At 70.9% G+C, this 5,885-nt stretch carries 7 protein-coding genes; all 7 read right to left on the bottom strand.

Translation table 11 applies throughout. From position 1 onward, the window contains the following. Positions 1–104, bottom strand: a 104-nt coding sequence (locus tag O3Q52_RS54310) for a biotin carboxylase N-terminal domain-containing protein (protein ID WP_332113012.1), incomplete at its 3' end; no start/stop codon positions are given. Beyond that, the gene (locus O3Q52_RS47425; RefSeq protein ID WP_332113011.1) at positions 101–280 is read right to left on the bottom strand and encodes an acyl-CoA carboxylase epsilon subunit; all 180 of its coding nucleotides are present in this window, start codon (positions 278–280) and stop codon (positions 101–103) included. The genes O3Q52_RS54310 and O3Q52_RS47425, both read right to left, overlap by 4 nt. 38 nt (positions 281–318) lie before the next feature. Further along, the gene (locus tag O3Q52_RS47420) at positions 319–1,890 is read right to left on the bottom strand and encodes an acyl-CoA carboxylase subunit beta (RefSeq protein WP_269654672.1); all 1,572 of its coding nucleotides are present in this window, start codon (positions 1,888–1,890) and stop codon (positions 319–321) included. Between the two features lie 16 nt (positions 1,891–1,906). Beyond that, complete coding sequence (locus O3Q52_RS47415) at positions 1,907–2,635, bottom strand: 4'-phosphopantetheinyl transferase superfamily protein (protein WP_269654671.1); 729 nt, start codon at positions 2,633–2,635, stop codon at positions 1,907–1,909. After that, entirely contained in the window at positions 2,598–3,650 is a 1,053-nt protein-coding gene (locus O3Q52_RS47410; protein ID WP_269654670.1) for a Gfo/Idh/MocA family protein, read from the bottom strand. Before O3Q52_RS47410 ends, O3Q52_RS47415 begins: the two co-directional genes overlap by 38 nt. Beyond that, positions 3,647–5,044: an NDP-hexose 2,3-dehydratase family protein gene (locus tag O3Q52_RS47405; protein ID WP_269654669.1), complete on the bottom strand. Its 1,398-nt coding sequence runs from the start codon at positions 5,042–5,044 to the stop codon at positions 3,647–3,649. Before O3Q52_RS47405 ends, O3Q52_RS47410 begins: the two co-directional genes overlap by 4 nt. Before the next feature lie 12 nt (positions 5,045–5,056). Next, positions 5,057–5,885: hypothetical protein (locus O3Q52_RS47400; protein WP_269654668.1), on the bottom strand; the 829-nt coding region annotated here is incomplete at its 5' end.

Below are 5,885 nucleotides of genomic sequence, written 5' to 3'. Positions count from 1 at the left end.
GCGTCTCGGCACGCCCGGGCGACACGAACAGCGATTTCGCCACGGTTGGCGATCAACACCTTGCGTATGCGGGCCTGACGGAGGCCTAGGGGGGCGGCGCTCATGTACGCCAACTCTGTGGCGCGCCGTACCCGGAGGTATGGCCCATACGCTGCCATCCGGCTCGCCGCGATGCCGCACGGGCACCGTCGCCGTCCGGGGCGGGACGTCGCGCACTGCCGGCGAGGAGGACGGCTGTCAGGGCGGCGAGCTCCTCCGGGCCGGCCTCTCCCTTCAACACCTGGATGGACGGAACGCTGGTGGTCACGAACTCTCCTGTCACTGTGGGGGGTTGCCGTGTTTGCGGGAGGGCAGTTCCGCGTGCTTGGTGCGCAGCATCGCCAGGGAGCGGATGAGTACCGTACGGGTCTCGGCGGGGTCGATGACGTCGTCGACCAGGCCGCGCTCCGCCGCGTAGTACGGATGCATGAGCTCGGCCTTGTACTCCTTGACCAGCCTGGCGCGCATCGCCTCGGGGTCGTCGGCGGCGGCGATCTGCCTGCGGAAGACAACGTTGGCGGCGCCTTCCGCACCCATCACCGCGATCTCGTTCGTCGGCCAGGCGTAGGTCAGGTCGGCGCCGATGGACTGCGAGTCCATGACGATGTACGCACCGCCGTACGCCTTGCGCAGGATCAGGGAGATACGCGGCACGGTCGCGTTGCAGTAGGCGTAGAGCAGTTTCGCGCCGTGCCGGATGACGCCGCCGTGCTCCTGGTCCACGCCCGGCAGAAAGCCCGGCACGTCGAGCAGCGTCACCAGCGGGATGCTGAACGCGTCGCACAGTTGCACGAAGCGTGCCGCCTTCTCGCTGGCCGCGATGTCGAGGACGCCGGCCATGGACTGCGGCTGGTTGGCGACGATGCCCACCACCTGGCCGTCGAGCCGGGCAAGTGCGCAGATGATGTTGCGGGCCCAGCGCTCGTGGACCTCCAGGTAGTCCCCGTCGTCGACGAGTTCCCCGATCACCTTCGTCATGTCGTACGGCCGGTTGCCGTCCACGGGGACCAGGTCAAGCACGGCGTCGGTGCGCCGGTCCGCCCGGTCGTCGGGGTCCACCCGGGGCGGGACGTCGCGGTTGTTCTGCGGCAGCATCGAGAGCAGGTACCGCACCTCGGCGATGCAGGTCTCCTCGTCGTCGTACGCGAAGTGCGCGACGCCGCTCGTCTCCGCGTGGACGTCCGCGCCGCCCAGGCCGTTCTGGGTGATCTCCTCGCCGGTGACCGCCTTGACGACGTCAGGTCCTGTGATGAACATCTGCGAGGTCTCGCGGACCATGAACACGAAGTCCGTCAGGGCCGGGGAGTACGCGGCGCCGCCGGCGCACGGGCCCAGCATCACGCTGATCTGCGGGATGACGCCCGAGGCGCGGGTGTTGCGCTGGAAGATGCCGCCGTAGCCGGCGAGCGCGGACACGCCCTCCTGGATGCGGGCGCCCGCACCGTCGTTCAGGGACACCAGGGGTGCGCCGGCCGTGATGGCCATGTCCATGATCTTGTGGATCTTCGTGGCGTGGGCCTCGCCCAGCGAGCCGCCGAAAATGCGGAAGTCATGGGCGTACACGAAGACCGTGCGCCCGTGCACGGTGCCCCAGCCGGTGATCACGCCGTCCGTGTAGGGGCGGTTCGCCTCCAGACCGAAGCCGGTCGCCCGGTGCCGCCGCAGCGGCTCCACCTCGCTGAACGTGCCTTCGTCCATGAGGAGTTGGATGCGTTCACGGGCTGTCAGCTTGCCGCGGGCGTGCTGGGCCGAGGTCGCGCGTTCGCCGGGACCCTCGTGCACCTGCCTCTTGAGCCTGGCCAGCTCCTCGACGTGCGTGGCCGTCGGCCGCCGCTCCTCCATGATGGTCATACGTGTGCCCTCCCGATCAGTGACTGGTCAGGGACCGGAGATCCCCGGGCAGTTCACGCACGACGGTGTGCGTGGGCGGTGTGCCGTGGAGCGCGACGGCCGCCGCGTGGCCCGCCGGGCACGGCACGTCCCGTACGGTCCAGCCGTCCGGCCCTCGCGGGGCTTCCGGGCCGCCGGCGCCGACGTACACCTCGGACATCCAGCGGCCGATTCCGGCGCCCGTGCCTTTCAGGTATGCCTCCTTGCGCGCCCAGACGCGGGCGAAGCCCGCCTGCCGGTCCGCTCCCTCCAGGCGTCGCAGTTCCGCCTGCTCGTACGGATGCAGGGAGGGCAGGCAGACCTCCACCCGCTCGGGTGTCGGCAGCCGCTCCACGTCGGCGCCGACCGGGCGGGCGGCCACGGCGATGAGCGCCGTGCCATGGCTGTGCGAGAGCGAGAAGTGCGGGACGGAGCCGGGCGCGGCGAGTACGGGCCTGCCGTGCGGGCCCCCGCACCGGGGGCAGTCCGCACGGGCGAAGGCGAGCTTGCGCGCGGGGATCCCGACGTACGTGGCGAGCACCCGCCTCAGAGCGATGTGCGCCGCCACGTACAGATCCCGGTCGGCCGGGCGCCGGAAGGCGGCGGCCCGCCGCCGCTCGGCCTCGTCGAGCTCGTCGAGTTGGTCGAGGGCCCCGGGTCCGTACGAGGGGAACGCGGCACCGTCCTCCTCAGGCCGACGGTTCGGAGACAGCAGAAAGACTTCCAACGTGCTTGTCCACACTGGTTGTTGACGTTCCATCACCCGATGCTCCCGCTCGTCGCACGTCACTCAGCAGCACCGCCTGCCGTAGCGTGTCGGCGCTCGGCGAGGTGCCCGCCCGCACCGCCGACATGAAGGCCCTGACGGTGGCCGCGACCTGGTCGGCGGGCCGGAGCCGGATCTCCTCGATGTCCGCGCCACGCTGCACGGTGATCACGGGGATGTGATCGGCGGGCGGGGTGAAGGCACGGTCGACGGTGATCCGGCCCTCGCTGCCCCACAGTTCGTACCCGGAGCGGTATGCGTGCTCCATGCCGAAGGTGATCTGCGCGGTGACTCCGCCGGGTGTGCGCAGCAGCGCGGCGCCGGACGTCTCGACCAGGCGCCCCGCGCCGTTCGCGAGATGGGCACCGACGACCTCGACGTCCGGCCCGAGGAAGTGCAGGGCGGCCCGCAGCGGATAGAGCCCCACGTCCGCCAGTGCGCCGCCGCCGAGCTCGGGGACGTACCGGATGTCGTCGTCGGGGAGCCGGGGGATGGTGAACGCCGCCTGGAAGGTGCGGAGTTCACCGATCCTGCCGTCCGCGACGAGGCGCCGCACCGCCTCGTGCACGGGATGGTGGACGAACATCACGTTCTCCATCAGAGCGAGCCCCCGGGCGGCGGCGAGGCACAGCAGCCGTTCGGTGGTCGCGGAATCCGTGCTGAGGGGCTTCTCGGCGAGGACGTGCAGGCCCGCGTCGAGCGCCGCCTCCACCCACCTGGCGTGCAGCGCCGCGGGCAGCGGCACGTACACGGCCTGGATGTTGTCGCGTCGCAGGAGCTCGGCGTACCCCTGGACCGGGTGGCAGTCGAAGCGTTCGGCGACCCGTTCGGCCTTGGCGAGGTCACGGCTGGCGACCGCCGCGATCTCCAGGCCGGGGGAGGCGGCGAAGGCGGGCATCATGCGCCGCACCGCGATGTCCGCGCAGCCCAGCACCCCGATCCGCACCGGGGCCCCGGCCACCGTGCCCGCGCTCAACGTGCCCTCGCCGGGAGTGCGTTGAGGCAGGCCAGCAGCGTGCGGGCCTGCACGTTGAGATAGTGGCCGTGGCGGACGAGCCAGGTGAGCTGGCCGGGGGTGACCCATGTGTAGCCGGGCGGTGGGTCGAGCGGCGCGTCGTGCTCGGCGGCGTCGATGATCAGATAGCGGCTCTCGGCGTTGCGGAACCGGCCGCCCTCCTCCGAGTGCACGGCACCGTAGCGGACACGGTCGGGCGACGCGTCGAGGACCGAGTCGAGGAAGGGCGGGCGGTCCTTCTCCGCGAGGTGGGCGTAGTTGCCCGGCGTGTACTGGACGGTGGGGCCCAGCTCCACGGTGTCCAGGAAGCCGCCCTCGACCCGGGCGTGCACCAGGACGTGCGGGACGCCGTCGAACTCCTGGGTGAGGAAGGCGGTGACGCCGGTGCCGACCGGCTCGAACAGGGGCTGGGTCCAGCTGGTGACCTCGCGGTTGCCGGCCTGGACGGCCACCCCGACGACGTTGAAGTAGCGGCCCTCCTCGTGCTCGACGGTCATCTCGTCCTGCCGCCAGCCGGGCAGTCCGGCCAGCGGTACGCGTTCGGCGTGCACGTCGTGCCGGGCGCGCTCCCCGGTGATCCAGGACAGCAGCTCGATGTCGGTGAGCAGTGCGCCGGACGCCGTCGCCGGCAGGGGCAGGCAGGACAGCACGGTCCGTGAGTCCATGTTGACGACATTGTCCTGGTGCAGCAGCTCGCCGATCTGACCGAGGGTGAGCCAGCAGAAGTCGTCGAGGAGCGGGACGTCGCCGACCGCCTCCACGATCATGTTGCGGTTGGACTTCCGGAAGAACCAGGAGCCGTGCTCGGACTGCAGGGCGTCCGCGACGACCCGGCCGCGGCCGGGGCCGACGAAGTGCTCGATGTACTTCACGTCCGCGCCCTGGTGGGCCTTGGTGTAGTTGCTGCGGGTGGCCTGGACCGTGGGGGAGAGCTGGAGCAGATTCGGGTTGCCGGGCTCCATCTTGGCCTGCATCAGGAAGTGCGGCACCCCGTCGAACTCCTTGACGAGGATGCCCAGGATGCCGACCTCGGGTTGCTTGATGATGGGCTGGTACCAGTCGGCGTACGGGCCGTCGCCGTAGGGGCCGTCCCGCTCGGTGACGTGCAGGCCCTCGACCGTGAAGAACCGGCCGCTGCGGTGCACCAGGTTTCCGGTGGACTCCTCGAACGACCAGCCCTGCAACTCGGCGAACGGGATGCGGTCCACGCGGAACGCGTTGGCCCGGCCGCGCTCGGCGAGCCAGCCGTGGAAGTCGGCGGTCGCCAACTGGGAACCCTCGGTGGTGGCGGCCGACAGCGCGAGCCGGTCGGCCAGGGCGGCCTCGCCGCGCGATCGAAGGGTGTGGGACAGCATGGGAGAACTCCCTCAGTCGACGTCGACGATCGTGAACAGGCCCTTCTTGACGAGCTTGATGCCGTCGGTGGCGTCCTTGTTCCAGGTGATGAGCGCATAGGGGCCCGTCCCGGTCGGGACCTTCACCACCGTCGACCGGTCCGTGGACAGCGGGAGGCTTCCCAGGCTGACCGAGGTGAAGGGCGAGCCCGGCGGGAAGCTGCCGTCGTCCGGCATCGAGTCGAAGTACGCCTTCAGGTCGGCCTCGGTCGTCCCCTCCGCGATCCGTACGAAGAGGAACTCGTTGACCTGGCCCGGGATCCGGTTCACGAACCGCACGGGCTGTCCGGCCCGCACCTTGCCCTGGACCTCGAAGCGGGGACCGGTGCCCGGCACGTTCTTCGACACGACCGTCGCGGTCGGCGTCAGACCCTGGTCCACGGTGCTGCCGGACACCGTCAGCCAGCGGTAGCGGGGCTGGGCATCGGCCACCGCGAGGTAGTCGAACAGCAGATAGGTGCCCGGAGAGAGGCGCTGGGTGAAGGAGCCGGGCTGCCCGTCGTGGATGACCAGCCCGCCGAGCAGGGTGGCGTCCCGGTTCAGGTCCTTGGCGCCCTGGGGCACCTCGGCAGGTGTGTTGCCCAGCGCGCGGAACAGGTCGTGCGTGAAGTCGTCCCAGCTCACCCCGGGCGTCAGCCGGACGAGGCCGATCCAGCCCTTGCCCTGCTGCGTGGTCGAGGCATTGAAGGTGGTGAGCCCGGGCCGGGTGGTCGCCGGCGCCGTGAACCCCTCGGCGGTGGAGCGCAGTTCGACGGTGTGGGAGCCCTCGGCGGCCGAGGCGCCGACCGGGCTGCTCCCGACG

Origin of the sequence: Streptomyces sp. ActVer, assembly GCF_027270795.1 — a bacterium.
Taxonomy (GTDB): domain Bacteria; phylum Actinomycetota; class Actinomycetes; order Streptomycetales; family Streptomycetaceae; genus Streptomyces; species Streptomyces umbrinus_A.
This window is presented reverse-complemented; position numbering and strand designations above follow the sequence as displayed.

What these genes read in the sequence shown, in the direction of transcription:
- O3Q52_RS47420 (WP_269654672.1), bottom strand. Translation starts at nt 1,890, where the DNA reads ATGACCATCATGGAGGAGCGGCGGCCGACGGCCACGCACGTCGAGGAG.
- O3Q52_RS47405 (WP_269654669.1), bottom strand. Translation starts at nt 5,044, where the DNA reads ATGCTGTCCCACACCCTTCGATCGCGCGGCGAGGCCGCCCTGGCCGAC.